At 52.0% G+C, this 23,043-nt stretch carries 25 protein-coding genes; 12 read left to right on the top strand and 13 right to left on the bottom strand.

Going from position 1 to position 23,043, the window contains the following annotated elements; translation table 11 throughout:
- Positions 1-541: 541 nt before the first annotated feature.
- The 3 genes from ACP3TY_RS07060 to ACP3TY_RS07070 all read right to left on the bottom strand — a co-directional run bounded on the left by ACP3TY_RS07060 (position 542) and on the right by ACP3TY_RS07070 (position 3,993).
- Entirely contained in the window at positions 542-1,936 is a 1,395-nt protein-coding gene (locus tag ACP3TY_RS07060; RefSeq protein ID WP_053122004.1) for an undecaprenyl-phosphate glucose phosphotransferase, read from the bottom strand.
- A gap of 389 nt (positions 1,937-2,325) precedes the next feature.
- Positions 2,326-2,976 (bottom strand): winged helix-turn-helix domain-containing protein, encoded by a 651-nt coding sequence (locus tag ACP3TY_RS07065; protein ID WP_053122003.1) that lies wholly within the window; start codon positions 2,974-2,976, stop codon positions 2,326-2,328.
- A 279-nt stretch (positions 2,977-3,255) separates the two neighbouring features.
- Positions 3,256-3,993 (bottom strand): winged helix-turn-helix domain-containing protein, encoded by a 738-nt coding sequence (locus tag ACP3TY_RS07070; protein WP_426619571.1) that lies wholly within the window; start codon positions 3,991-3,993, stop codon positions 3,256-3,258.
- A 572-nt stretch (positions 3,994-4,565) separates the two neighbouring features.
- Here ACP3TY_RS07070 and ACP3TY_RS07075 point away from each other — a divergent pair.
- Entirely contained in the window at positions 4,566-5,399 is an 834-nt protein-coding gene (locus ACP3TY_RS07075) for an undecaprenyl-diphosphate phosphatase (protein WP_426619572.1), read from the top strand.
- Between the two features lie 49 nt (positions 5,400-5,448).
- Here ACP3TY_RS07075 and dusA read toward each other — a convergent pair whose 3' ends face one another.
- On the bottom strand, positions 5,449-6,414 hold the full coding sequence (gene dusA, locus ACP3TY_RS07080) for a tRNA dihydrouridine(20/20a) synthase DusA (RefSeq protein WP_426619573.1): 966 nt from the start codon (positions 6,412-6,414) through the stop codon (positions 5,449-5,451).
- Between the two features lie 144 nt (positions 6,415-6,558).
- Here dusA and ACP3TY_RS07085 point away from each other — a divergent pair, with 144 nt between their 5' ends.
- A complete protein-coding gene (locus ACP3TY_RS07085) occupies positions 6,559-7,701 on the top strand; it encodes a tyrosine-type recombinase/integrase (protein WP_426619574.1) in 1,143 nt (380 codons plus the stop codon).
- Between the two features lie 32 nt (positions 7,702-7,733).
- Here the strand turns inward: ACP3TY_RS07085 and ACP3TY_RS07090 are convergent, their stop codons facing one another.
- The 3 genes from ACP3TY_RS07090 to ACP3TY_RS07100 all read right to left on the bottom strand — a co-directional run bounded on the left by ACP3TY_RS07090 (position 7,734) and on the right by ACP3TY_RS07100 (position 9,928).
- Entirely contained in the window at positions 7,734-7,946 is a 213-nt protein-coding gene (locus ACP3TY_RS07090) for a helix-turn-helix domain-containing protein (protein ID WP_141537467.1), read from the bottom strand.
- A gap of 22 nt (positions 7,947-7,968) precedes the next feature.
- Entirely contained in the window at positions 7,969-8,199 is a 231-nt protein-coding gene (locus tag ACP3TY_RS07095) for a hypothetical protein (protein WP_346637932.1), read from the bottom strand.
- 1,231 nt (positions 8,200-9,430) lie between these two features.
- A complete protein-coding gene (locus ACP3TY_RS07100) occupies positions 9,431-9,928 on the bottom strand; it encodes a helix-turn-helix domain-containing protein (protein WP_426619575.1) in 498 nt (165 codons plus the stop codon).
- A 239-nt stretch (positions 9,929-10,167) separates the two neighbouring features.
- Here ACP3TY_RS07100 and ACP3TY_RS07105 point away from each other — a divergent pair, with 239 nt between their 5' ends.
- From ACP3TY_RS07105 to ACP3TY_RS07115, 3 genes are all read left to right on the top strand, one after another.
- Entirely contained in the window at positions 10,168-10,563 is a 396-nt protein-coding gene (locus tag ACP3TY_RS07105; protein WP_122595326.1) for a DUF6957 family protein, read from the top strand.
- Between the two features lie 207 nt (positions 10,564-10,770).
- Positions 10,771-11,064, top strand: a complete 294-nt coding sequence (locus ACP3TY_RS07110; protein WP_426619576.1) for a hypothetical protein — start codon at positions 10,771-10,773, stop codon at positions 11,062-11,064.
- A gap of 91 nt (positions 11,065-11,155) precedes the next feature.
- Positions 11,156-11,539 carry a hypothetical protein gene (locus tag ACP3TY_RS07115; protein WP_346637930.1) on the top strand — a complete coding sequence of 128 codons (384 nt, stop codon included), beginning with the start codon at positions 11,156-11,158 and terminating at the stop codon, positions 11,537-11,539.
- A gap of 357 nt (positions 11,540-11,896) precedes the next feature.
- Here ACP3TY_RS07115 and ACP3TY_RS07120 read toward each other — a convergent pair whose 3' ends face one another.
- Positions 11,897-14,110, bottom strand: a complete 2,214-nt coding sequence (locus tag ACP3TY_RS07120) for a putative bifunctional diguanylate cyclase/phosphodiesterase (RefSeq protein ID WP_346637929.1) — start codon at positions 14,108-14,110, stop codon at positions 11,897-11,899.
- 597 nt (positions 14,111-14,707) lie between these two features.
- Between ACP3TY_RS07120 and ACP3TY_RS07125 the strand changes: the two genes are divergently transcribed.
- From ACP3TY_RS07125 to ACP3TY_RS07140, 4 genes are all read left to right on the top strand, one after another.
- Positions 14,708-15,247, top strand: a complete 540-nt coding sequence (locus tag ACP3TY_RS07125) for a hypothetical protein (protein ID WP_346637928.1) — start codon at positions 14,708-14,710, stop codon at positions 15,245-15,247.
- Positions 15,248-15,556: 309 nt separating this feature from the next.
- Positions 15,557-16,996, top strand: a complete 1,440-nt coding sequence (locus ACP3TY_RS07130; protein ID WP_346637927.1) for an ATPase domain-containing protein — start codon at positions 15,557-15,559, stop codon at positions 16,994-16,996.
- 24 nt (positions 16,997-17,020) lie between these two features.
- Complete coding sequence (locus tag ACP3TY_RS07135; protein ID WP_346637926.1) at positions 17,021-17,383, top strand: response regulator; 363 nt, start codon at positions 17,021-17,023, stop codon at positions 17,381-17,383.
- 276 nt (positions 17,384-17,659) lie between these two features.
- Positions 17,660-18,025: a histone-like nucleoid-structuring protein, MvaT/MvaU family gene (locus ACP3TY_RS07140; protein ID WP_346637925.1), complete on the top strand. Its 366-nt coding sequence runs from the start codon at positions 17,660-17,662 to the stop codon at positions 18,023-18,025.
- Between the two features lie 121 nt (positions 18,026-18,146).
- Here ACP3TY_RS07140 and ycaC read toward each other — a convergent pair whose 3' ends face one another.
- Positions 18,147-18,779: an isochorismate family cysteine hydrolase YcaC gene (gene ycaC / locus ACP3TY_RS07145; protein ID WP_426619577.1), complete on the bottom strand. Its 633-nt coding sequence runs from the start codon at positions 18,777-18,779 to the stop codon at positions 18,147-18,149.
- A 219-nt stretch (positions 18,780-18,998) separates the two neighbouring features.
- On the opposite strand from ycaC, the gene ACP3TY_RS07150 reads away from it, so the two are divergent.
- On the top strand, positions 18,999-19,286 hold the full coding sequence (locus ACP3TY_RS07150; RefSeq protein WP_426619578.1) for a pirin-like C-terminal cupin domain-containing protein: 288 nt from the start codon (positions 18,999-19,001) through the stop codon (positions 19,284-19,286).
- 14 nt (positions 19,287-19,300) lie between these two features.
- The gene (locus tag ACP3TY_RS07155) at positions 19,301-19,429 is read left to right on the top strand and encodes a hypothetical protein (RefSeq protein WP_426619579.1); all 129 of its coding nucleotides are present in this window, start codon (positions 19,301-19,303) and stop codon (positions 19,427-19,429) included.
- A gap of 65 nt (positions 19,430-19,494) precedes the next feature.
- Here the strand turns inward: ACP3TY_RS07155 and ACP3TY_RS07160 are convergent, their stop codons facing one another.
- On the bottom strand, positions 19,495-19,716 hold the full coding sequence (locus tag ACP3TY_RS07160) for a hypothetical protein (RefSeq protein WP_346637923.1): 222 nt from the start codon (positions 19,714-19,716) through the stop codon (positions 19,495-19,497).
- Between the two features lie 418 nt (positions 19,717-20,134).
- Between ACP3TY_RS07160 and ACP3TY_RS07165 the strand changes: the two genes are divergently transcribed.
- On the top strand, positions 20,135-21,400 hold the full coding sequence (locus ACP3TY_RS07165; RefSeq protein ID WP_426620440.1) for an APC family permease: 1,266 nt from the start codon (positions 20,135-20,137) through the stop codon (positions 21,398-21,400).
- Between the two features lie 200 nt (positions 21,401-21,600).
- Here the strand turns inward: ACP3TY_RS07165 and ACP3TY_RS07170 are convergent, their stop codons facing one another.
- From ACP3TY_RS07170 to ACP3TY_RS07180, 3 genes are all read right to left on the bottom strand, one after another.
- Positions 21,601-22,275 carry an HAD family hydrolase gene (locus tag ACP3TY_RS07170; RefSeq protein WP_346637922.1) on the bottom strand — a complete coding sequence of 225 codons (675 nt, stop codon included), beginning with the start codon at positions 22,273-22,275 and terminating at the stop codon, positions 21,601-21,603.
- An 86-nt stretch (positions 22,276-22,361) separates the two neighbouring features.
- Positions 22,362-22,544, bottom strand: coding sequence for a hypothetical protein (locus ACP3TY_RS07175; RefSeq protein WP_007917639.1), 183 nt, complete (start codon positions 22,542-22,544; stop codon positions 22,362-22,364).
- A gap of 156 nt (positions 22,545-22,700) precedes the next feature.
- Positions 22,701-23,021: a hypothetical protein gene (locus ACP3TY_RS07180; protein WP_346637921.1), complete on the bottom strand. Its 321-nt coding sequence runs from the start codon at positions 23,019-23,021 to the stop codon at positions 22,701-22,703.
- Positions 23,022-23,043 lie beyond the last annotated feature (22 nt).

The raw sequence follows: 23,043 nt of genomic DNA on the forward strand, positions 1-23,043 counted from the left end.
CCTGACCCACCGCTTTCGCGAGCAAGCTCACTCCTACACTGATCTGTGGCATTCCCGCTATCCCGTGATCAACACAAATGCCCTGTAGGAGCCGAGCTTGCTCGCGAAGGCGTCGGCACATTCAATATCGATGTTGCCTGACCCACCGCTTTCGCGAGCAAGCTCTGCTCCTACAATGATTTGTGGCATTCCCGCTATCCTGTGATCAACACAAACCCCCTGTAGGAGCCGAGCTTGCTCGCGAAGGCGTCGGCACATTCAATATCGATGTTGCCTGACCCACCGCTTTCGCGAGCAAGCTCTGCTCCTACAAGGGCATGTGCCACGCCACCTATCTTGGGCCGAGCACTCATCCCCTGTAGGAGTGAGCCTGCTCGCGAAGGCGTCAGCATATTCAACATCGATGTTGCTTGGCCCACCGCCTTCGCGAGCAAGCTCGGCTCCTACAAGGGTTGTGTGCCGCCGCAAAAATCCCGATTCCAACCCAAATCCCAGGCACAAAAAAGGGGACTTTCGTCCCCGTGCATTTGCGCAACCGGCCTCAGTAAATATCCTTCGACAACAGCGTAAACGGTGTCTTCACCAGGATCTTCAGATCCAGCCACAACGACCAGCTGTTGATGTACTGCAGGTCAATCTCGACACGCTTCTGCATCTTGTCGATCGTGTCCGTTTCGCCCCGGCAGCCGCTGATTTGTGCGAGCCCGGTGATCCCCGGTTTAATCCGGTGACGTGCCATGTACGCGAGGATTTTCCCCGAGTAGAAGTGGTTGTGCGCCACCGCATGTGGACGCGGCCCGACCAGTGCCATATGCCCTTGCAGCACGTTGAACAGCTGCGGCAATTCATCCAGCGAAGTGCGGCGAATAAAGCGTCCAACCGCAGTAATGCGCGAATCGTTACGGCTGGCCTGTTTCACTTCGCGGTCGTCGTGCACGCTCATCGAGCGGAATTTCCAGACCTTGATCACCTTGCCGTTCCAGCCATGGCGATCCTGTTTGAAAAACACCGGCCCCGGCGAGTTGAGCTTTACCGCCAGCGCGATGATCAGCAGGATCGGGCTCAACGCGATGATCGCCAGCAACGCCACGGTTTTCTCAACCAGACTTTTGCTCAACGCAGCGGTCGGGCGACTGGTCAGCGGGCTCTCGTTCAAGTAGATCGCCGGCAAACCATCCACGACTTTCACCGAGTGATTGAGCAGCGTCAGCGCGTTCAGATCCGGCACCCAGACCACATCAACGTTGGCGCCGAGCAAATCGACATACATCGCCTCGATCTGCGCCGCTTCGCACAGCGGTAGCGTGATGTACAAACGGCGGATGTCGTGTGCTTCGATCAGCTCCAGCAATTGTTCCTGAGCGCCAACGACGCGCGGTGCATCCGAGGCCAGAGCGGGCAGGGTGCCGTTGCTCACCAGTCCCACCAGCGGCAGGTTTTCCGAGAGACTGAGCTTCTTCGCCAAGCCCAGTGCCAGTTCGCCAGTGCCAACGATCAGCGTCTTGTGCTCACTTTTACGCGAGCGCTGGTAGTACTTCGAAAACGCGTGTAGCGGTGCGTACAAAAACGCCTGGCCGAGGAAGCCGTACACCGCCCAACTCAGAATCACCTGCCGCGAAAACAACTCATCGGCCTGGCAGACAAACGCGATGCAGGCCAGCGCTGCCATGGTCATCGACCAACCCATGAACAACCGACCCAACCCGGTCAGGTAGTTGTCGCGTTTGCGATAAACACCGCTAAACGTATAAGCCGGCACCGAAGCCAAAACCGCCAAGGTTGCGCACATCCGGTAATAGAACGCGACGCTTCCAGTGTGCTGTTCAGCCAGTACGAACAACAGCGTTACAACGAAGCCCTGCGCCAGCGCCCATTGGCCCCAAAAGGTCAGTCCCTTGAGGCCCGTGCTTCGATTGATACTAAGAGAAAGATCCATACGATATCCCCAAAAGACGTCCATTCAGGTTTCAACAGTTGAAATCCGAGTTGTTAAACAGGCTTATTGTTTTTGTTGTAGCGAGTGTCCTGAGGTAACAACGCCGATAGGTCGAACTGTCGTCAGTCAATAGACTAATTTATTGGCGATAAGGGTGTCTGACGAGTTCTAACAAGATGGCATAGTGCCAACTTTTAAATATTTAAAAGCTGATTGTTAGAAAAGGTCGAATAGCAGGGGGTGAATAAAGGATGTCGTATTTGTTACTGTTGGAGGGGTGGAGGCAGGGAGTGTTAATTAAAGGAGGGAGTTGAAACCAAACAGAGTGCTCTTGTTGTTTTTGTAATCGCACTTTTATCTGTTTATCTGGTCTGGGCGGTCGGCTGTGTTTAGGCGACGACTTCCTGGATGAGGCAATAACCACGGTTTCTGACCGCGCGGAACAGTCGTTCACCCTTACTGGCCATTTTGAACTTGTCTTGCAGGCGGCTCAGGCACATCTCCAGACCGCGATATTGCTCCGGCTCTCGGCCGATGCTCAGAATCAACTCGTCTCGACTGACAACCCGTTCTTCATGGCTGAGCATTTTTTTAACCAGTGCTGTTTCAAGTCCGGTGAGACTGATCTCGACATCGTCTTTGACCAGTGCGCCTTGATCGTTGTCCAGATGCCAGGTTTCGTTGCCAGGCGTATCGTCAGCATTGGCGGGAATTATCTCGCCGGTTACCGATGGATTGCTCTGAAAGGGATTAGCGATTTGCGCGGCTCGCCATTCGGATTCGAGGGTGGCGATGATTTTCTGGGTGTCATATTCAATCGTGCGTGCGACGTTCTTTCGACTAACGCTTGGGTATGTGAACTCCATCACGGTCGGGGCGGAAGAGGGCGAAGCGGAGCCTTCAATAAACATTTGTGCCTGAGACGTGCCAAATGAATTGAAGCGTTCACTGGACAAAATGCTTTCCAGTTCACGTTGCGACGTTGTGCTATTAGTCACGACAACAAAATATTTTCTTGGGAGGGTTGTACTAGTTTCCATGTCTCTCTCCTGAATACACACCAAAATTGGCTAAAAAGGGTCAATCGGCAGGCGAGCAATGACTTCCTCGGAAGTAATCGATAGGCAGGGTCTGGGCCCAATGATGGCCCTCGATAAGTTCCACTCGATCTGCTGCTATGTTATGGAGTTATTGTTATGGTTAGTGTTGTCGCGCTCATTCAATCGCTTGATTTCTAATAGGCGTGCGGTACAGATAAAACGATAGCGTTGCATGGGACGATCCTTCGTACGTATGCAAAAGGGATGGCTGCCATTGAATCAGGCAGTCGATATCAGACCCCGCAGCAGGCGATAGCCATGGCCGCGGATGCTCTGAATCGCGTTGGTACCATACATGTCCTTGATTTTTCCACGCAAGCGGCTGATCGATTTCTCCAGCGCTCGAGGGTCGTAGAAATTGGGGTTGAGGCCCATGATGTTGGCAATTTCATCATGGCTCAGAATGTGGTTATGAGTTTGCGCAAAGGCTTCGAGGATCTTCATTTCGGCAAACGAGATATCAAGTTTCTGGCGGGAGCCCATCAGGCAAATGCGCGTCGGGTCGAGTGTCAGATTGATATCGCGTTGCCACTCTTCACTGTTGAAGAACTCGGCAAGCAACTCGGCGCTGTCCTCAGAGAGGGTATTGAGTTTGATACAAAAGTCAGCGCCGGCCAGAAAATACTTGATCTTGTTGAAGGCGCCGCGCCCAGTGATCACTGCGCAAATGATCGGTTTCAAGTTGTCGCTGCGAACGCTTTGCACCAGCGCCAAATTGTCTTCGAGGGCCTGAGGGCTGTCGATGACCAGGAAAATGGCGCGATACCCAGAATAATCATTCTGCTGAAATGAACGAGTGTACGCATCGACCTCTAGTGCCATATCGCTGCGCACATGCCTGGCCACCAGCGTTCTAAAATGTTCGGCCACGCCACGGGTACGACCCAAAGTGAGAACACCGGGGTCGTCGTTTTGCGGGCGCGGACTTCTAGTCGCTAAGTTCCCAGAGAGCATCATGCATTGACTCGAATTAAGTGCTGACATCGGGATGTTAAAGCACCGGTTCTCATCTGTGACTGACAATTGGTAACATTCACGCGCTTTTTAGACGTGGCTCCCGAGTTTTCTAACAATAATTAAGCTTTTCAAGCTTTTAGTTGATTTTGTCAGATAGGTGAACTAGCGCTTAGATGGTGGCGATATGCAATGGTGCCACTATTTTGAATCGCTGGCCATCGCTTTGTTAATGTCCAATTGCCATTGTTTGGCCATCTGCGTGAATGTGAGATTCATCACACTTTATTGGCTGGACTAACTTTTTGCCACTCGGCTCCTAAATATTTTCTGCGTAGTTCGTCGTCCGACGATTACTAACATGGCTTGAGTGTGGCATTTCATTAGACCTATTCTTTCAGGATCAAAAGATCGCAGCCTTCGGCAGCTCCTACAGGGGAATGCATTTCAAATGTAGGAGCTGCCGAAGGCTGAGATCTTTTGATCTTTCATTTTGGCCAATTGTTTAATTGCAGATACTCAAGCCCTGAGTGTTATTACCCGGTCGCTCACACGAGCGCTCTGACGGAGGATTAATGGATTTCTGGACTTTTTTCCAGGTGTTGATATTAGGTGCGGTTGAAGGCCTCACCGAGTTCTTGCCCATCTCAAGTACCGGCCACCAGATCATCGTCGCCGACCTGCTCGACTTTGGTGGTGAGCGCGCCATGGCGTTCAACATTATTATTCAACTGGGTGCCATTCTCGCCGTGGTCTGGGAGTTCCGCCCGAAGATCTTCGAAATCATCAAATGCCTGCCCACTGAGCGCAATGCACAACGCTTCACCGTCAACTTACTGATCGCCTTTCTACCCGCCGTTGTACTCGGCGTGCTGTTCGCCGACACCATCCACCATTACCTGTTTAACCCGATTACCGTCGCCGTGGCGCTGGTGGTCGGTGGCGTGGTGATGCTGTGGGCCGAACAACGCAGTCATGTGATCAGCGTCGAGCACGTCGACGACATGCGCTGGTCTGACGCGCTCAAGGTCGGTTTCGTACAGTGCCTGGCGATGATTCCCGGCACCTCGCGTTCCGGCTCGACCATCATCGGCGGCTTGCTCTTCGGCCTGTCACGCAAAGCCGCTACCGAGTTCTCGTTCTTCCTCGCCATGCCAACCATGGTCGGCGCCGCCGTGTACTCCGGCTACAAATACCGCGACTTGTTTCAGCCCAACGACCTGCCGGTGTTCGCGCTCGGCTTCGTCACCGCGTTCATTTTCGCGATGATCGCCGTGCGCGGTTTGCTCAAATTTATTGCCAACCACAGCTATGCCGCGTTCGCGTGGTATCGGATCGCGTTTGGTTTGCTGATTCTGGCGACGTGGGCGTTTGGTTGGGTCAACTGGACAGCGGCAGCGGCGGGGTGAAGGTCAAGCCAGGCGGATCAAACCGCCTGGTTGAAACTGGGGGAGGGCATCAACGCCCTTCAAGCAACTCGGCGGCTTGATCCAGCAACGCCAGCGGATCCTTGGCCTTGTGAATATCCACCGACAACAACTGACGGAATTTACGCGCCCCCGGGAACCCCGTGCCCAGGCCTAGCACATGCCGCGTGATGTGATGCATCGCGCCGCCGGCCGCCAAATGCTCGGCTATATAAGGACGCAATTGCGCCAACGCCTCAGCCCGACTGATCACCGGCGCCGAACTGCCGAACAACTGCTGATCCACCTCCGCCAGCACATACGGATTGTGATAAGCCTCGCGCCCCAACATCACGCCGTCGAACGTCTGCAAATGCTCATGGCAAGCCTCCATCGTCTTGATCCCGCCGTTCAGCACAATCTCCAACTCCGGAAAATCCGCCTTCAACTGCGCCGCCACGTCATAACGCAACGGCGGAATGTCACGATTCTCCTTCGGCGACAACCCCTCCAGAATCGCAATCCGCGCATGCACGGTAAAACTCGTGCACCCGGCATCGCGGACGGTGCCGACGAAATCGCACAGCTCTTCGTAACTGTCGCGACCATTGATGCCGATGCGGTGCTTGACCGTTACTGGAATTGACACCGCGTCACGCATGGCCTTGACGCAATCCGCCACTAACTGTGGGTGACCCATCAGGCAGGCGCCGATCATGTTGTTCTGTACGCGATCGCTTGGGCAGCCGACGTTGAGGTTTACCTCGTCGTAGCCGTGCTCCTGCGCCATGCGTGCGCAGGCGGCCAGGTCGAGGGGGACGCTACCGCCGAGTTGCAACGCCAAAGGATGCTCGGCTTCGTTGTGACGGAGGAAGCGTTCGTGATCGCCGTTGAGGAGAGCGCCGGTGGTGACCATTTCGGTGTAGAGCAGGGCGTTCTTCGACAGGAGGCGTAGGAAGAAGCGGCAGTGACGGTCGGTCCAATCCATCATTGGGGCTACACTAAATTTACGATTCATAAAGCCTTGTATTTAAAGGTCTCCAGCATATTTTAGTGCTATCCTGCGTGTACATTTCAGGGCCAAAATGACGGTTTTGGTACACCTGGGGTACACGCCGTGTGCAAAAAGGTATGCATCGGGGTACGGGTTAATGAACATTGAGTGAACACAAGTATGGCTTCGATACACCAGCTCCCCAGTGGCAAATGGCGCGCCCTCATTCGGAAAAAGGGCATCACCCCGATCAGCGCAACGTTCGTGACCGAAAAGCTTGCGAAGACATTCGCGAAGGAGAAGGAGCGTCAGCTTGAAGAGATCAAGGCTACAGGCAGGACGGCGGCCCCCAAGGGTTCAACTGTCGCTCATTATATCGATGACTACCTCGATTACATACAGCGTGGGCGAACCCTTCAGCGGAGCGCGCTGTTTATCTACAAGGCGTTGAAGAAAAGATTTGGCAAAATCGGCATCGAACGGCTTTCGAAGAGCCACCTGGATTCGTTCATCAATGATCGGAAAAAGGAGGGCGTACAGGGCCAGACTATCGCCGGTGATCTCTCCCTGCTGTCATCTGTCCTTCGCTATTGCTATGACAGTAAGCACCTAGATGTAGATCCCGACCTTGCAGACAAAGCTCGGAAAAGCCTCAAGACCAATCACAAAATGAGGATCAAAAGCCGAGAGGTTGAATGCTTGCCGACTCAGTCAGAAGTTGACGCCATTATTGCGGCCTACGCCAACAAAAAGCGCCAAAAGATCGACATGCCCAAGGTCATCAAATTCGGACTTTACACGTCCATGCGACAGTCGGAAATCTGTGGGATCAGAATTGAAGATTTAGACAGGGAAAATAAAACTGTCATCATTCGTGACCGTAAGCATCCGAGTGACAAAGAGGGTAACGATGAGACAGTTGCATTGCTTCCATCTGCCTGGCAGATAGTCGAAACGGTCATTGGGAGTCGCCAGTCAGGCTGCATTTTTCCCTACAATCCCAAGTCTGTGTCCACCGCGTTCACTCGTGCAAGGGCAGTTGCGGGAGTAACACGTCCGGTTCGATTCCACGACCTAAGGCATAAAGCAATTACCGACTTCTTTGGCCTTGGCCTTAACGTACCCCAGGTCGCTTCAATGAGTGGCCATCGCGACTGGCAAACACTGAAGCGCTATACACACGTCAAAGCGACTGATGTTCATGCAGCTTACAATGCTCTAAATCTCAAACAGGGAGATTTGAAAAATGTCGGCAGCCAGCTCGCTCTGATCTTGCAGAAGCTCGGTGATATGAATGGCGCCCCGGCATAAAAAACAAGGGGGCCATCTGGCCCCCTTGTTTTTTAAATGCAGCGCCTGATAAAGTCGTCAGAATCAGTTTCCATCAAACTACCAATGAACTCCATCACAGCGTTTTTTGGATATAAGTAAGCAGAGCCGAAGCGTATAGGTTTCGGGCCTTTGCCGTGTTTTCTCCAGTAAGCAAGGGTCTCAAGAGTTACCTTGGCAAGCTCGCTGATGTCCTCGGCGGTGTAGCAGTTGATCTCGTCTGCCATTTTGCTTCTCAAGTTGCTGGCGTCAATCATTAGATGCAGGCTTTTTCTGAGTGCTGCCGAAATTATTAACCCTAGTAATCAGGACAGTTCTTTTTCTCTCATTAGCACTGCAGAGGTGATTTTTGTCATCAGTATGTGCTTGCTCAATAAAGTTCCTGCACAAGTCTTCCAGGCGTAGTTTTGAAAAATTTAAGATTTGCGCGGTTTCTTTTTCAACGACATGGCCTGTGCCCTGAGCGATTTTTTTTTGCATATCAACATCTCGGAGGTGCTCGCCATCATGACCGTCAGCACCCCCATTTTTTCTGAAGCCCGGTGTCGTACCTGCGGCCTGTCAATACATGAGAAATGTTTTTTGTCTGGGCGTCAAGGAGCACTCGTATTATTTAAACGGTATGCCTAGGGCATACTCTTAACTATGAGGATGTTGAAATCTATACTGAGATAATAGAGATCTAGTCGTTGATGGTAAAGTTGTCATCGGCAAAGTTTTTTGGGTTGGGCGGCATGTCCGTAGTAACTGCGCGTAGGGGCGCAGTCTTAGAATGTAAGTTGCAAAGTAAAAAATGAGCATTGCCACTATAAAACAAAGTTTGCAGCTTACGGCTAATCACTTTGCTACCTTGGGTTAACGATATAGCCAAGAATCAATGTTATGTGGCTTAGTGGTGGCTAGGTGAGGTTTTACATATGTAACGTGTTCGCAAATATAGGTTGATTCGGGAATTCTATCTAACCATTCATCCGGCGTTGCTGAGAGAAACCTCGAGCCACTGAGGCGGTGTTTATTTATCAACGGCGACTCAGCGGTGTGCGGTATATCGCAGAGGAAATTTCTAGTCCTTGATGCTGGGGATAGTTACGAAGGCTCGGGGCGAAATTATGCCTCTTGCTGATTCGCTGGATTTTTCGATTTTCGATCACGCAGAGCCTCGGATTTACCAAAAAAAGTAAGTGAAAAGCTTAGCTTTTGATGCCAAAAAGGAGCCGGGGCCTTCGGCCCCAAATGGGCGAGTAGTTATGAGGGGGCGGAGGCGCAACCCTAAACGATGTCATTTTGTTAAAAATGAGCTCAAGAATCCTATAGATCGAAGGATCAGATTTGAAAAGCAACCAGCAAACACGACAGTTTTTAGAACATAAAACTGGGGAGGCCCAGGCAATGCTGCTTTTCTTTTGAGTTCAAAATATAGATCTCCGGTTTTGAAAAACGAATTCAAGGGCAGAGATTTCATGATGTCGAAAAAAAGACATTAATGTCGCATTTATGTAAATATTGAATCAAGATCTGGCACCATCGCTTATGAGGTTCGCGTGCGCAGGGGGGGGACTGTGGATTAAGCCGGAAATAAGGTTATCCAGTGATCGAAGCCATTTGGCGGCAAACCGATCTTTCCGCTTGGCCTCGAGTTGTCGTGTAGGCCAAGCTCAATCTCAACGCACCGCCCCCTTTGAGAGCACCTGCGTCAATCCAGCATTGTCCTCTAACAATCAGCTCTAGATTCGGTAGCGTTAATCCTCTTCCAGTATCGATGCACAGTCGATAGAGCTAGCCCCGTCTCCCGCGCAATTTGCGATTGATTCATTCCAGCAGTCTTAAGCTCGCGAACGACGCTTTCGCTTCCCTTGTTCTGAGGCTTTCCAGGCTTACGGGGGGCAACCGCTCCATCAGTGAGCTGTTCAGCGAGAATTCCAAGACCTCCTTCTTTGTCAAACGCTTGCAGCTGCTTTAAAGCAGCATCAATGAGGACAGGGTAGGGGGTGTCCTGCTGTTGGGACATACAAAGAGCTAGGAGGGCCAGAGGGTTTATTCGAAGGCCCTCAGCAAGGCTCTCGAACTTCTCAAGAGTAATACTTGTTTCGCCTCGCTCGAGGGCGCTGAGTTTGGATTTCGCGGAGGCGTCAGAAAGGTCTTCGTGCCGAAGTTGACGCTGCTTACGCAGTGCTCGGATGGCGCCCGCGAGTGCGATTCTAAGCTGCATGGCTCACTCAAAAGTCAGGATATAGCCACACAGGAGGGTTTCCGTTAAATGCCAGAATGAGGTAGTATTGCGCATACAGCAGTTAGGACGGCCCATTGCGAAGCTTCCGTAAGCTCGTTTTGGCAATTTATGGGAATTAGATGAGAGCGTTTCGCTGGGCATGAAGACCGGCGCGCGGACTTTCCAGCAAGCCTCTGCTGAGCAGGCGTATTACTCGTAAAATATTTCGGAGGCTGTACATGGTTGGAGTGATCGATACAGGGCTTTTCGGAGACCCTGGAGCCTCTTTAGTTGGCTCAGAAGTTAGCCTCCAAGACGCGATGTCTGCAGCCAGAAAGCGCTACAAATGGATGCCCCTATGCGCCGTCGAGGAGTGGATCATCCTTGACGCCATCCTCACCGACGCCGAGCGAGCCAAAGTAGCTGCCACAGGCTGCCAACCAATTTTCATGTTTGCCCACAAAGTCGTGGACGACGAGCAACGGCGTTTCGAACCGGGTCATTGGGTGCGCTCAAGCATGGGCACCGCTTTCAAAGAAGGCTACCTATTCGAAACACGCAACTCCGTCTACGTTTTGCTCGGGCCAGGCCATCGTAAGTCTGCTTCTATCGAAGCGATATTTTCCCTTTTTTGATTACCAACCGGTTCTGCTGGGCAACTGACGTGCTCCAGCAGTTTGAGGCGACACATGTTCAGAACCTTAGACAACGACCTGATAGGCGTCCCAGGAATGTTCGGGGAGGGCGTGTCCCAATGGCGTGGAGTCTCAAGGCTGCTTCGAACGCCTTGGTATCACTTAACCCTTAGCGTCGAAAACGAGGGTCGGTTCAGCGAGTGCGTGATGATGATTGACGACACCCACCAGCTTCAAAAAATTTTGGTAAGTCAGGGTGCGGATTTAGCTATTACCGAGATTATGGCTGTGACGCCATCTTGGATGAATAAGTCCGGGGGCTGGCAGATGGAGCGGTTAACCAAAGTATCCGTTGGTGAGGACAGGTCAGGTTTTGAGGTTTGCTTGTTGGAAGTGGCTAAGGGGGCGGTGTATCACACCTCACACCAGCAAGACTTCAAGATCGAGGCGCTGGCCAACCTGAGGCCCGTCTTTCTCTCAAGCATGATTCGATCAGCCTGAAATTTACCAGTAATCCCCCACGATACCAGCACCTCTGGTTGCGTGGGAAATTCCTGATAACGCCATATGGACTGCCCATTGGAGCGCAAAAATGCTCGACACCCTAGATGTGAATTTCCACGGAAAACGCCATACGGACTTCGATCTCAAGCGAATAATCAAAGCCCAGGAACAAGGTTTTGATGTGCCAGCGACCGCCTATCTCTGCGGTGTTTCCATCAGGTCTCGCGCAGGCATCGGTGTTGTTTTTGGCCACAAGCGCAAAGACCAGTACGGGCGGTTTGGCGATGGCCATCTGATCAGGACTTCTGACGTTCTGAAAATTGAGCGTGAGGGGAGGTTCTGGGTAATGACGACGGAGAACTCCAGGTACGTGCTCGCTACGTTCCAGCGTGAAAACGGACGTGCCAGTCTTCGCGAATTCTTGCGTCTTTCACAAGGGCAGCATCACGTAACTCCACGACTCGTCCATTGAAATTGAGCTGGGAGTTAAGTCGCTCATTAAATCTTATGGGCGAGCTCTTCGCCGGGAGGTGGCGGTAGGGAAAACCGTCTTACTGGAGCATGGGCGTTAAACAAGATACTCGCGAAGGAGCGACGCATCGGGTAATAGCGTAGCAATTTATTCCCTACCAATTTTTGAATCACCACTCTGTTTATCAAGAAGCCAACACGCGATGCCAGGCATTTCGCTATAAGCGGGATTCGAATCAGTCGGAAATCGCACTTCTCCGGACGCCTAGCAGCAGCAACAGTTTGCCCACGACCCATCGCTTCGAGAAGAAACAATGCTTGCGGCAAGTAGCCGATAGGAAGCCGATCTTGTGGGACTTCAAGCATCAAACTCTGCCGCAATCAGGAAACCATCAAGTGCTTCGTATGGCATCGGTTTGGCATAGTAATAGCCCTGGAAAACATCGCAGCGACTGCCCTTTAGGAAGTTCACCTGAGACAAGGTCTCTACACCTTCTGCAACAACGGTCAGATCGAGGTGATGAGCCATGGAGATGATGCCTTGAGTGATCGCAGCATCACGATGGTCTGTGGCGATTTCCCGGATGAACGAGCGGTCAATCTTTATCTTGTCGATGGGCAAGTGCTTGAGATAACTGAGGCTGGAAAAGCCAGTACCGAAATCATCGAGCGCAATGCGCACGCCTAAAGCCTTAAGGCAGTGAAGCACTTCAATCGCCTGCTCAGCATTCTGCAATAGAAGCGACTCGGTAATTTCAAGTTCGAGCTGTGCACCCAATAGTCCGTGCTTCTCCAAGGTCGCCTGAACACACTGGACGAAATTGTTTCGCTGGAAATGCACCGGAGAAATATTCACGGCCATTGAGATGCTTGCAACACCCTTATCGATCAGCTGGCGTAGCTGGGCGCAGGCTGTATCAAGTACCCATAGACTTAGAAGAATGATCTGGCCGCTGTCCTCTGCAACCGGCACAAATAGCTCTGGTGATATAAATCCTTTTTCTGGATGCTCCCAGCGCAGCAGCGCTTCTATTCCGACCACCCTTGATGTCCGCGCATCTATCTGCGGTTGATAATGTAATCTGAGGGATTGCGAGTCGAGCGCCATCTGTAAGTCACTGCGTAGTTTCGCCTGATCGCAAACGTGCTCATTAAGATCACTTGTGTACCATTGAAAGTTGTTGCGCCCTTGCTGTTTGGCCTTGTACATAGCCATTTCAGCCTGCTGGATAAGCTTCATCGGCTGATCGATATGACCATCGCTCACAGTGATGCCGATACTGGCGCTCACATGTACTTCGTTGCCTTGAATTGAGTAAGGTCTGGCGACATCGGCCATTAATCGTTCAACTACCGTTACGACGTCTTCATCACGTACCAGATCCGGAATCAGCACAACAAATTCATCTCCACCTGTGCGCACCACGGTATCTCCGGGACGAACCTGCCGGGTAATACGTCGTGCTACTTCAATCAACACCTGATCACCGGAGTAATGTCCGATGGAGTCGTTGATGGATTTGAATCCATCCAAATCAATGCAGATCACTGCTAGATGACGTTCGCACCTACGGCTGATATGACAATCTAACTCTAGCCAGTCTTCGAGAGACACACGGTTAAGTAAGCCGGTCAGTAGGTCATGGCAGGTGTTGAAACTTAACTGTTGCTCGTAACGCTTTTTTTCGCTGATATCTCTGGCGACCCCGAATACACCGACGATTTCGCCATCGACCCTGATTGGAAAATTGGAAATGTGCATTGTTAACGGTTCGCCGCTTTCGCCCAGCAGACGTGCCTCAAACATTTGAGGTTCGCCGTCCTTGGCTACTGAGAAATGTGCGTTGACCCGATGCAGGTCTTCTTCCAATACAAGATTGGCGAAGTAATACCCGACAAGATCGGTTACGCCGTATGGCTTGAGCTTTAGGCCGGCTGGATTTACATCCAGGATTCGCCCATTCAGATCCAGAGCAAAAACGGGGTGGGGGTTATGAGTGAACAGTGAACGGAAACGTTGCTCGCTTTCTTCCAAACGTTGACCGTCACGCTTGTGGCGGATCGCGATGGCTGCCAAGTTGGCGGAATAGGCTAGCTGTTGAATCTGCGCTTTGCTGGGCATGTGAGTGCGGCGATGGTAAAGGGCAAATGTACCCAGCACTTGGCCTTGAGGGGATAGCAAAGGCATCGACCAACACGAGCGAAGGTTATACCCCAGTGCCAGGTCACGAAAACGTCCCCAGCTTGGGTCATCTGCAATGTCTTCGGTGATCACTAACTCGCGCCGAAATGCTGCAGTGCCGCATGTTCCTTCTTGAGGGCCGATGACCATTCCATCAATTGCCCGGCTGTATTCAACCGGAAGACCAGGAGCAGCAGTGCTCAGCAATCGTTTTCCCTCCGCGTCCACTAGAAGTATGGAGCAAAAGGTATCGACTGACTGGGCATCTAAGATACGACAAATCACGGAGAGTATTTCGTCAAGGTGACGGTCGTTCGCGATCATACCGAGCACGTCACGTTCAGATTTGGGAGGCATCTGACTATGGAGGCTCATGGGGCGAATATTCATATGGGGCGCCTGAAGACTCTCAAAGTCGTCCGTTCTCTGGAGAGGCTGAATAGTGGCCGATCACCTTCCGCTAGTGCTTCGGAACGCACTTTATAGGTACAGATCCAAGGCCAAAAAAGGCTCAGATGCGGAAAAAAAAACCGTATCAGATAGCGCTCGGTTTGCTTGCAGGATGCTCTGTAGCCTCACTGGTGCAACAGTTACCTGCAGTCGTCCACATGAAGGCTACAGTCCGTGCAGGAACAGCACCCGAACGCAGCATCATCCTTTCCTCAGACGCCCTCCATCAGGACGCATCGTCGGGACGCAAGGAAAGTTTTGGGACGGCCATGACCGTTCGTGAACTAACTTTGCCAATACTCGGTGATGAATACGCCGAACTAGATGTTATCGAACCAATTGGTCGCACAGCTCACACTGTAAACTATGAACGTACCCACCAATGCGGTAGAAGTTGACAGCTACTGATTGTCAGGAATGCCGTGCGCTTATTCGATGTTCGCCTCCGGCTATTGGTAGCTTTTCATTGCGACCAATGGTCTGGAAAAGCCATGGCGTCTGTGCCTTACTCGAAATCCAAGTCGTGGAGGGCAATGAATGCGCCGCAGAGGCCCACAGTTCTGGCTTTGGGTGAATAAAAAATTCCCTACAAGGATCCATGAGGAAAGGCTCAAGGATGGGCGGCGCGTGGAAGTTCAAGCACGTGTGACGCACAACAAGGAAGTGCAGGTATTTGTCGGAATCTATCAAGAAAATGGTGCCGCGATGCACGAGGAGTTCCATGAGCGAGAAGGTCTCGAGCGGCTGAGTAGTGCACTGAATTGGGGGCTTCAGCGTGCACTTGCGATTTTGATGGACAGCGAGCCCTTCTGCGCTCCCCACCGCACCCGGTTCACTCTGGGCCCAGCGATTACCGATGACGTAGTCCTTGCACTCAGGCGTCGGGAGATGACTGAACAAGAACAGCACAAGCTCGATATGCTGGATGCCGATGCGGAATACGTTTCTGCCAAGCTGGCGATGTTGACTCTAATGCGCTCCACCTCCGTCGACGCCGAAGCTTGGGATGCGCATCGCGCTCGCTTGCAGCAGGCGATTGACCGCAAAATTAGTCTGCTGCGTACTTATCTGCTTTAAGCGTTTCATAAATTGAGATGCCAGTGGATGCGGAAGGTATTGCCGTGCGATCCGCGAGCAAGGAAAAGTTTTGAACGACTGCTGTTGGCTGTAAGCAGTCCGTCGATGCCCCGTTTGCCTAGACAGCTGTCAATTTATGCTGGATTCCAAACTTGCGGAAGTTGTCTGGCCCTTAGCGACAGATGCGTCTTTCTCCACTACCTAATCTCTGGCGACAACAATCTAGGTGCAATAGCTTCGGAGCGAAAATGGCGTTAGCATTCCGTCCACTCGGCTTCACCAGCTTGTTTTTCAGATCAGGGTCGCATTGTGGAAAAGCTAAAACGCCTCGAAAGTGGAATCGAAGGGCTCGACGCTCTGCTCAAGGGCGGACTGGTAGCAGGCTCTTCATACATAATCCAAGGGCGCCCAGGGTCTGGTAAAACGATTCTGGCTAACCAGCTTGGGTTTCATCACGCGGAAAATGGGGGGCGGGTGCTAGTCGCAACGCTGCTTGCGGAGTCTCATGATCGCCTATTTCAATTTCTTTCAACTCTGAGCTTTTTCGACTCTTCCAAAGTCGGCGCTGAAATCCAATTTGTCAGCGCGTTTGACACTCTGGAAAACGAAGGACTGGACGAGGTAGTAAAGCTGCTTCGACGCGAGATAAGCCGTCAGAAAGCCACCGTTATGGTTGTGGACGGTTTGCTCAATGCGCGCTCAAAAGCTGATTCACACATTGATACCAAGAAATTCATCTCTGAACTGCAAGGGCACGCCGCTTTTGCTGGTTGCACGGTGTTGTTTCTTACCAGCTCTCGCCTCGACGACGGCAGTCCTGAACACACCATGGTTGATGGCGTCATAGAGATGGGCGAAGAGCTATATGGCACTCGCTCAGTGCGTCGAATTCAGCTGCGTAAAACTCGCGGCAGCGGAGCTATGACCGGTCTTCACGAATGTGAAATTACCGACAATGGCTTGGTGGTGTACCCGCGACTCGAAAGTCTTTACAGCCACCCGTCTTCTCCCGATAGCGCCGATTTGACGCGTATCGCCAGTGGCATTGAATCACTGGATGACATCTTAGGCGGTGGACTGCACAGTTCCAGTGTATCTCTGGTCATAGGCCCCTCAGGGATTGGTAAAACGACGCTCGGCCTTAAGTTCCTGGCCGAGTCGACCGTGGAAGCGCCGGGCTTACATTTTGGCTTCTATGAAAGTCCACAACGGCTGCGCCTCAAAGGCCAATCACTCGGTATTGATATCAAGGGCATGGAAGATAGTGGCGCGTTGACCATTGCCTGGCAGCCCACTACAGAGGGGCTTTTGGATGGACTGGGTGCACGGCTGTTGAGTATCGTCGAAGAAAAGGGCATCAAGCGTTTGTTCATCGATAGCCTAAGCGGCATGACGCGAGTCACGACAAATCCAGCGCGGATTACTGACTTCTTCAGTGCTCTGATGAACGAGCTGCGATCCAGGGGCGTTACAGTATTTGCATCTTGGGAAATGCGCGATCTGTTCGGTTCAGAGGTCAGCGCACCAAACTCTGACCTGTCCAGCATCGTCGACAACCTAATGCTGATGCGATTCTATGAGAATCACTCTGAACTAAGCAGGACGCTTTCCATTCTTAAAGTACGAGACAGCTCTTATGACCCTTCGCGTTTTGAGGTCGTCATCCGTGATCAAGATGTTTTCCTGAAAAAGGCTTTAAGACATGAACCTTCAGTCCCGACTGAGACATCGCCCGGTTCACAATCTTAAGCCTTCGTGCGGGTTGAATTTAACATGACCACCATCCTGGTCGTCGACGACGAGTATTTGATCGCTGATATTCTCAGTTTCGCGCTGGAGGATGAAGGATTCATGGTGGTTACCGCCAGCAACGGTCAGAAAGGACTTGAGGTGCTGGATAGAGAGCGGCCTGCTTTGATCATTACCGACTTTATGATGCCGGTGATGGACGGCCTAGAGTTCGCTACAGCCGTCCGAGCGCTTCCCTCCGCTCAGCATTTGCCAATCATATTGATGAGCGGTGCTCAGGCCCATATCGGCATGGAAAGATCGGACTTGTTTGATGCGGTTTTGGCAAAACCATTCAACATCGACTTGATCATTTCTGAGGTTAAAAAACTCTTGGCTCTTGGTTAGTGTATGTCTCCAGTTACTTGCGTAGAATGATCCTGGGCATGGCTACTCTCAAACCAAGCGGTGATTTCACGACCCGCACCACTGGCTTAGTCACCTATTGAGTAACACTGCGCGTATGGTGATTTCGTCTCATTCAGTACAATCAGCACATCATCAAATATTTGATATTCGTCCAGTGATAAAATTTAATAGCTGCGGCGCTAATAGTACCTTGTTAGAAGTGCAAGCCGTGATTTATGGTGTAAACTTTTGGTATCACTCACATCGAGAATTTCAATGTCCAAACTTGCAGAATTCCGCCAGCTCGAAAAACACCTCGCCGAACAGCTCCAAGCGCTCGAAGCCTTAAAGGGCGATGCCGGCCTCAAGAAAGAAATCGAATTCGAAACCAAATTGCGCGATTTGCTCGCAAAATACGGCTACAGCCTCAAGGATGTGATCAACCTGCTAGATCCGCAAGCAGGTCGTCGCGTACCAGCAGGCGAGCGGAAAGCTGGAGGCCGTAAGGCACGTGAAGTGAAGGTTTATAAGAACCCGAATACTGGTGAGACAATTGAAACCAAGGGTGGAAACCATAAGGGTCTCAAAGAATGGAAAGCGAAACATGGCTCCGATACGGTCGAGGCTTGGCTGGCCAATTGATTCTGGTTTGAGTACAAGAAAGGGCCCGTTGAGGGCCCCATTTCGTTAAGTGCACAGAAGTATGCCTAATGAAGCCCATGCCCAAAGCCCGCAAAGGCGGGCCTTGGGTTACGAACCAGACTTACGATTGGCGTGTAGTCAACGCCGAATAGCTGTTCATCAAATTGCGGTAGTTAGGAATGCGCTGAGACAGCAGATTGCCCAGGCCTTCTATGTCGTTGCGCCAGTCGCGCTGCAACTCACAGGCCACCGAGAACCAGTTCATCATTTGCGCACCGGCTTGAGTCATGCGGTTCCACGCAGCCTGTTGCACGGTGGTGTTGAACGTGCCCGAAGAATCGGTGACCACGAACACTTCAAAACCCTCAGCCAGTGCGGACAGGGTCGGGAACGCTACGCAGACATCCGTGACAACGCCGGCGATGATCAATTGCTTGCGACCGGTGGCTTTAATTGCTTTGACGAAGTCTTCGTTATCCCACGCATTGATTTGACCGGGACGCGCAACGTAAGGTGCGTCCGGAAACATTTCCTTTAGCTCCGGTACCAGCGGGCCATTAGGGCCTTGTTCAAAGCTGGTAGTGAGGATGGTCGGTAATTCGAAAAATTTGGCAACGTCGGCCAGGGCCAACACGCTGTTCTTAAACTCGTTGGGCGAGAAGTCCTGCACCAAGGAAATGAGGCCGGTCTGGTGGTCGATCATCAGCACTACAGCGTCGTCTTTGTTCAGGCGGTTGTAAGTAGCGTTGCTCATGATGAAATCCTTTATCGATGTGGTTTATTGGCTTCGTTCAACATGGGCTCAGATTAATGATGTTCATTGGCTCAATAAAGGCGTTGAAAACGGTTTTACTGTCAACTCAGGTGTGACAATCTGTGTCCCCCTGGCTTATCGTGAATCGTTCATTGGTTATAGGTAAGCCAAATAGCGTCAATGCGGATGATTGAGTGAGCGCACGGACAAGTGCATGCAATGATCAATTGGAGTTATCTCCATGTTCCTATCACGATGCTGGATGTGCGAACTAAGTCGGGAGCTAAGTTTCAGCAGGATTTACCCGCCGATGACAATGCGTTCATTTATGTGTTGGCAGGAGCGCAGAGAATTGGGAGTGCGAGAAAGCGCGTTCCCGCTAGCCAGTTAGCTTGGCTGACTCGTGCAGAGAAAAACGGGCAATCAGAACTCCTGATCGGTGCTGATGAAGAGGATGCTCGGTTGTTGATTTTCTCGGGGCGCCCCTTGCGTGAGCCGGTGCACTAGGAGGCCCGTTCGTGATGAATACACCCGAGGAGATTCAACAGGCGTTTGTTGACTTTCAAACGGGGCAATTTCTGACGAGGAAGCTGGCTTTGGCTTTACGCATCGCCCAGCCGAGTGCAACAGGTCTTATCAGTCTGACCTGAGCTCAGGTGGTGTCAATACGAAGCGCTGCATCCGACCAGCTGGCTGCTGAACGAGCTCAATAGCATCAATCCCCGCTTGGCATTGGTTTTTCGTCGAGTGCGAGCATCGGGGCTGCGAGAAGGACAGCCCATGCGTCAATAGCAAGTTGATGACGCGTTACGGCTTCGTTCCAATGTAAACCTGATACCTCACTCGCGACCACCAGCATCATCAGTCGAGTCGTGCTCGCATCCAGGTCGAGCAAATGCTTATGAGCATTAAAACGAAAATCTTCGTGACTATTCACTGAAGTGGCCTTCGCATTAGGCACGGCCCAAAAAGCAGGGGCGCTGTTCCTTTGAGCAGTATGCCACCAAGAGACCGTGCTAAGTGCGCGTATTTAATTTCGCTGACGGAAATAATCTGAGATCGGTGGCAATCGATATCTGCAGCTTCGTTCGGCGTAAACCGCCGGTTTAAACGTCCTCCGTTTACGTAGAATGCGGTGAGCTTAAGCTGGACTGCTAGCTGGCCTTCACTATCCATAGCTGCCGGCCACATTTGGCAAGATATGTGAACTTTAGACACGCGAAAATTTCCATTGCTTAACAGTGAGGCCGCCTAGCTTCCAGCCCGGTAATCGGCTCTCGCAACCTCAAGCCAGGAAGTTGAACGTGAAGACCTTGCGCCCCAAGACCTCCCTTCGCCGCGCCGTTACCGGCCCGATGCTTTTTCTATTTATTCTCGGCGATGTCCTCGGTGCGGGTGTTTATGCGCTCGCTGGCACAATTGCGGGGGAGGTAGGTGGCGCAATATGGGTGCCTCTGCTCATCGCTCTTTTTTTCGCGATGCTTACTGCAGGTTCCTACGCAGAGTTGGTGACAAAATATCCTCACGCGGGCGCCGCTTCGGTTTTCGCAGAGAAGGCGTTCAGGTCTCCGCTCATTTCGTTTCTCGTTGGCTTTTGCATGCTATCGGCAGCTGTCACGAGTGCGGCGGGTTTATCGCTGGCGTTTGCAGGTGATTACCTAGCGGCGTTCATCCATGTACCGCCTCACATCGCAGCCTTACTTTTCCTTCTCGTTATTGCGCTATTAAATGCGAGGGGAATTAAAGAGTCTTTAGGAGCCAACCTAGTGATGACAGTCATTGAGCTGTCAGGTCTTCTGTTGGTCGTCGTTGCCGCTGCTTGGTATTTCCGTACAGGCGATGCCGATTTGGGGCGCAGCCTGGAGTTCAAACCGGGGATCAGCCCGATGTTAGCCGTTTTGGGCGCGGCATTGATCGCCTTCTATTCTTTTGTAGGATTCGAAACATCCGCCAATCTAGCGGAAGAAATCCGAGACGTTCGAAAAGTTTACCCGCGCGCATTATTTGCCGCATTGCTGACCGCCGGAGTCGTCTACATGGCTGTCGGAGTCGCGGCATCTTCCGTACTGCCCATGGAAAAACTTGTGGCGACCTCGGCTCCTCTTCTTGAAGTGGTTCGGGCGTCAGGTTTAAACATTCCGCCTCGCGTCTTCGCCTTCATTGCATTGATCGCGGTAGCCAATGGCGCACTGTTAACCATGATAATGGCGAGTCGCCTTACCTATGGCATGGCCTGCCTTGGACTTTTGCCGGACGCCTTGAGCAAGGTGCTGCCTCGGCGGCGCACCCCTTGGATCGCGGTCATTGCTACCACCCTTGTAGCAATCGCACTCACGCTGACGGGAACGCTAGCTACATTGGCCGAAACCGTCGTCCTGCTCCTGCTGTTTGTATTTCTCAGCACAAATTTGTCCGTGTTAATCCTGCGCCGTGACAAGGTTGCGGAAAATCACTTTCGGGTGCCGACGTGGGTTCCGGTACTTGCTATCGTTTCGTGTCTGGTACTGCTCAGTCAGCAAAGTATGGAAACATGGATGCGGGGAGGGGTATTGATCCTGATAGGCATGCTGCTTTTTGTCTGCTCAAGAGTGGCACTGCCAGCGCCAGTGGAGCCTGGCTGATCTCGTATGCGCTTCGCCTGTCTATCGCAGCGAAAAACTTGTCGAAGTCATAGGAGTGCGGGGTGGGCGCAGTTGAATCAGGTGCGGCCAACGCCATGGATCGTTGATTCTGAGGAGCTGGAACACCACCCGAGGCTGTATGCATGAAACTCGCCGCGAGCGGTGAGCACACCAACTCAATCCGCGTGCTTACTGATTGATCACGGACGGGAAGCCACCTCGTCCAGGTGCTGCAGCAGTGCCAGAGGATCCTCGTAGACTCGAAGTGCACCTGCACGTTCAAGCTCTCCTGTGTCATAACCACCTGAAAGCAGCCCTATACCGGTGGCCTTGCAGCGTCGTGCGGCAAGCATGTCCCAGATGGCGTCACCGATCACCAGGCAATCTTCGATGGGTACATTGAGTTTGCTTGCAGCGGCGAGGAAAAGGTCTGGATCGGGCTTGCCATACTCGACGTCATCACGGGTGATGAGATTCACCTCCGAGATATTCAAGCCCAATGCCTTCAGATTTATTGCTGCAGTGTCCATGCCACCGCTGGTAGCAATACACCACTTGAACTGATCGCGGTTTAAGGTTTCGAGAAGGTCGACAGCGCCAGGCAAAACGCTTATCTGACCCTGCAGATCCTTGTAGGCTTTATCATGTTTATCGCTGAGCCTTTTAGCCTGGTCTGGTTTGATTTCCAGGCCGGTCTCACGGGCTAGCATCTTGAGCATCAGCCCGCCGCTCATACCGATTTTTCTGTGAATTCGCCACATGGCCAGCGGTATGTCTTCTGAGTCGAGCGCGGTTTTCCACGCGAAAACATTCTGGTAGACGCTATCAGTCAACGTGCCATCCAGATCAAATAAGAATGAGGTTTGCTGGCGCATACGTGACACCTCCATCAAGCAAATTTCAGGTAGCAGCTGTCGCGTATTCGAAATATCGGTCGCACCGAATAACAAGGACGCTGACGTTAATCCTTGAGTCTTTCCAAGTCGGCTGGGCCGGGTTCCACACGTGGTTCGTCGCCAAGGAACTCATCTTCCCTGACCACTCGTTCGTCATCTGTTAAGCCTGTTTCTGACACGTCCGAGACGAGAGCAGAATCTTTCAGTGCTTTGCTTTTTTTTGATGAAACGGAGCTTTTTTCAGTCATAAGATTTCTCCTCGCCCCTTGAAATTCGAGGCGCTCAATTTTTCGAAAGCATATGCCCTGAGTCGTTCCGTCTTTCGCAGATCTCGAAGCGGAGAAAGCGCAGCGCATGAATGCCACTGCGGTTTCCATCGCCTTGATTCCGCCTTGAGCCAAAGGTTAATCAGGCTCATGAAGCAAACTGAACCATTCAGCATAAGGGGAATTAGTGACCCGGAATCTATTGAAATCAGGACTGCCATCAGCCCACCAAACAGGGCCCCGCTCACCAAGCGCTACTTTGGCCACTTGTACCTTTTCCCGAGCGCGCTTTAGCTGCGATTCGTCTTCCGAATCTTTCGCTTTCTTCACCTCGCGTCGAGCTGCCATGAGCGCATCGACAAGACGCTGGCGCACGTCCTCTTCCAGTGATGGATTTGAACAGCGCCACAGCTGCCTCCTGAGAACGAAGTAACGACCGTCAGGGGTCACAGGATGCATTTTCTCACCTCCGATCTTTCCA

It is taken from the genome of Pseudomonas rustica (assembly GCF_049959085.1).
Classification (GTDB): Bacteria; Pseudomonadota; Gammaproteobacteria; order Pseudomonadales; family Pseudomonadaceae; genus Aquipseudomonas; species Aquipseudomonas rustica.

Excerpts from the sequence above, each read along its gene's own strand:
- ACP3TY_RS07060 (WP_053122004.1), bottom strand. The coding sequence starts at position 1,936 with ATGGATCTTTCTCTTAGTATCAATCGAAGCACGGGCCTCAAGGGACTG.
- ACP3TY_RS07065 (WP_053122003.1), bottom strand. The coding sequence starts at position 2,976 with ATGGAAACTAGTACAACCCTCCCAAGAAAATATTTTGTTGTCGTGACT.
- ACP3TY_RS07070 (WP_426619571.1), bottom strand. The coding sequence starts at position 3,993 with ATGATGCTCTCTGGGAACTTAGCGACTAGAAGTCCGCGCCCGCAAAAC.
- ACP3TY_RS07075 (WP_426619572.1), top strand. The coding sequence starts at position 4,566 with ATGGATTTCTGGACTTTTTTCCAGGTGTTGATATTAGGTGCGGTTGAA.
- dusA (WP_426619573.1), bottom strand. The coding sequence starts at position 6,414 with ATGAATCGTAAATTTAGTGTAGCCCCAATGATGGATTGGACCGACCGT.
- ACP3TY_RS07090 (WP_141537467.1), bottom strand. The coding sequence starts at position 7,946 with ATGGCAGACGAGATCAACTGCTACACCGCCGAGGACATCAGCGAGCTT.
- ACP3TY_RS07095 (WP_346637932.1), bottom strand. The coding sequence starts at position 8,199 with ATGCAAAAAAAAATCGCTCAGGGCACAGGCCATGTCGTTGAAAAAGAA.
- ACP3TY_RS07100 (WP_426619575.1), bottom strand. The coding sequence starts at position 9,928 with ATGCAGCTTAGAATCGCACTCGCGGGCGCCATCCGAGCACTGCGTAAG.
- ACP3TY_RS07105 (WP_122595326.1), top strand. The coding sequence starts at position 10,168 with ATGGTTGGAGTGATCGATACAGGGCTTTTCGGAGACCCTGGAGCCTCT.
- ACP3TY_RS07110 (WP_426619576.1), top strand. The coding sequence starts at position 10,771 with ATGATGATTGACGACACCCACCAGCTTCAAAAAATTTTGGTAAGTCAG.
- ACP3TY_RS07115 (WP_346637930.1), top strand. The coding sequence starts at position 11,156 with ATGCTCGACACCCTAGATGTGAATTTCCACGGAAAACGCCATACGGAC.
- ACP3TY_RS07120 (WP_346637929.1), bottom strand. The coding sequence starts at position 14,110 with ATGAATATTCGCCCCATGAGCCTCCATAGTCAGATGCCTCCCAAATCT.
- ACP3TY_RS07125 (WP_346637928.1), top strand. The coding sequence starts at position 14,708 with ATGCGCCGCAGAGGCCCACAGTTCTGGCTTTGGGTGAATAAAAAATTC.
- ACP3TY_RS07135 (WP_346637926.1), top strand. The coding sequence starts at position 17,021 with ATGACCACCATCCTGGTCGTCGACGACGAGTATTTGATCGCTGATATT.
- ACP3TY_RS07140 (WP_346637925.1), top strand. The coding sequence starts at position 17,660 with ATGTCCAAACTTGCAGAATTCCGCCAGCTCGAAAAACACCTCGCCGAA.
- ycaC (WP_426619577.1), bottom strand. The coding sequence starts at position 18,779 with ATGAGCAACGCTACTTACAACCGCCTGAACAAAGACGACGCTGTAGTG.
- ACP3TY_RS07150 (WP_426619578.1), top strand. The coding sequence starts at position 18,999 with ATGATCAATTGGAGTTATCTCCATGTTCCTATCACGATGCTGGATGTG.
- ACP3TY_RS07155 (WP_426619579.1), top strand. The coding sequence starts at position 19,301 with ATGAATACACCCGAGGAGATTCAACAGGCGTTTGTTGACTTTCAAACG.
- ACP3TY_RS07165 (WP_426620440.1), top strand. The coding sequence starts at position 20,135 with ATGCTTTTTCTATTTATTCTCGGCGATGTCCTCGGTGCGGGTGTTTAT.
- ACP3TY_RS07170 (WP_346637922.1), bottom strand. The coding sequence starts at position 22,275 with ATGCGCCAGCAAACCTCATTCTTATTTGATCTGGATGGCACGTTGACT.
- ACP3TY_RS07175 (WP_007917639.1), bottom strand. The coding sequence starts at position 22,544 with ATGACTGAAAAAAGCTCCGTTTCATCAAAAAAAAGCAAAGCACTGAAA.
- ACP3TY_RS07180 (WP_346637921.1), bottom strand. The coding sequence starts at position 23,021 with ATGCATCCTGTGACCCCTGACGGTCGTTACTTCGTTCTCAGGAGGCAG.